The sequence below is a fragment of the Lactobacillus agrestimuris genome, assembly GCF_943193025.1.
Taxonomy (GTDB): domain Bacteria; phylum Bacillota; class Bacilli; order Lactobacillales; family Lactobacillaceae; genus Lactobacillus; species Lactobacillus agrestimuris.
The window spans coordinates 1-1,371 of the sequence record NZ_CALPCQ010000051.1 but is presented as its reverse complement, the minus strand read 5'-3'; the positions used below and the strand labels follow the sequence as shown (position 1 = coordinate 1,371).

Genomic DNA, 1,371 nt, shown 5'->3' with positions numbered 1-1,371 from the left:
GAGACTGTCAAATAGTTTGTGTAAATAGATCTTTCTCGTAAATTGATTTTTTAATTTTTCTTTTAATCAAAATAAGATTCCAATGTATCCTGCACTTGCCCGAAGCCTTTATGAATTCGGTTAGAATAGCGGCCATTGTAGCTCATTGCCTGAATGCCAATAAAGGTGTCAAGAGACTGTTCAGTTGGAAACTCTGCTTTTGGCTTTGCCTTGCGTTTAACAACATTATTAAAGGATTCAATCATGTTGGTGGAATAGATTGAGGATCTGATTTGCTTGGGATAGTTGTAAAAGACCAATAGATCAGGCTCAATATCTTTTAGATTCCTGATGACATGACTATAGCTTTTGTTCCATTTGTCGTAGAACACATGAAGAGTCCGCGCAGCGGCTGTCTTGTCAGGCTGCTTATGAATCTGCTTGAAATCATTCATAATCCTTTCGCGGTCATCAACACGAACTTTGGCACAGATATTGCGCATGACATGAACCAAGCAGCGCTGAAAATGTGCTTTGGGATAAGTCTTGGCCAGAGCTGTCTTCATGCCCACAACACCATCGGACAGGAACAGCTCGACTTGTTTCAAGCCACGCGACTTTATGTTCTCAAGCAATTCAGTCCAAACTTCGACGTTTTCGCTGGGTGCTATGCAGTAGTCGATCACTTCCTTGTGGCCATTAGGTTTGATGCCGATGGCAATATAGATAGCTTCACGCTCGAACGTTTCTCGGCATAGCGGAAGATAGGTGGCATCAAGATAAACGCAAAAGAACCTGCCGCTAAGCCTGCGCTTGTGGTAAGCCTCAACTTTGGGAATCATCTGCTTGGAAATGTTTGATACCTGAGCCGGGCTGTAATGACTGCCGTACATCTTTTCAATCAGATCGGCTATTTCTCTGGTAGTCATGCCTTTGGAGTAAAGCTTGATGATCATGCTTTCCAGGACATCCGAGTGCTGTTTGTAGTTAGGTAGAGTGTGCTGATGAAACTCGCCGTTTCTGTCTCTGGGAACCTGAATTTCGATCTTGCCAAACTGCGTATCAACCTTGCGATAGTAGATACCGTTTCTGGAATTACCAGAGTTCCAGCCGCTTTTGTCATAGGGATCGTAGCCTAAAAAGGCAGTCAGTTCCGCCTCCAGTAAATCATTAATGGCCTGCTGGATTTCATTGCGCAATAAATCGTTAATTTTGTCTTGATTGAATAGAGCTTGAGCTATATTTTTGGTAAAATCATTCATGAAGGAGTTCTTCTTTCTGTATGTGTTTTTTTGTTCAAACCAATCATACGAGAAAGGAACTCCTTTTTCTATATTTTGAGAAAATAATTTAAGGAATAATTCATCCTTACACAAACTATTTTACGGTCTC

General features: G+C 41.5%; 1 protein-coding gene. It reads right to left on the bottom strand.

The features are described 5' to 3' along the window. Positions 1-62 precede the first annotated feature (62 nt). Positions 63-1,241, bottom strand: coding sequence for an IS256 family transposase (locus tag NFR82_RS08795; protein ID WP_251717898.1), 1,179 nt, complete (start codon positions 1,239-1,241; stop codon positions 63-65). Between the last annotated feature and the right edge of the window lie 130 nt (positions 1,242-1,371).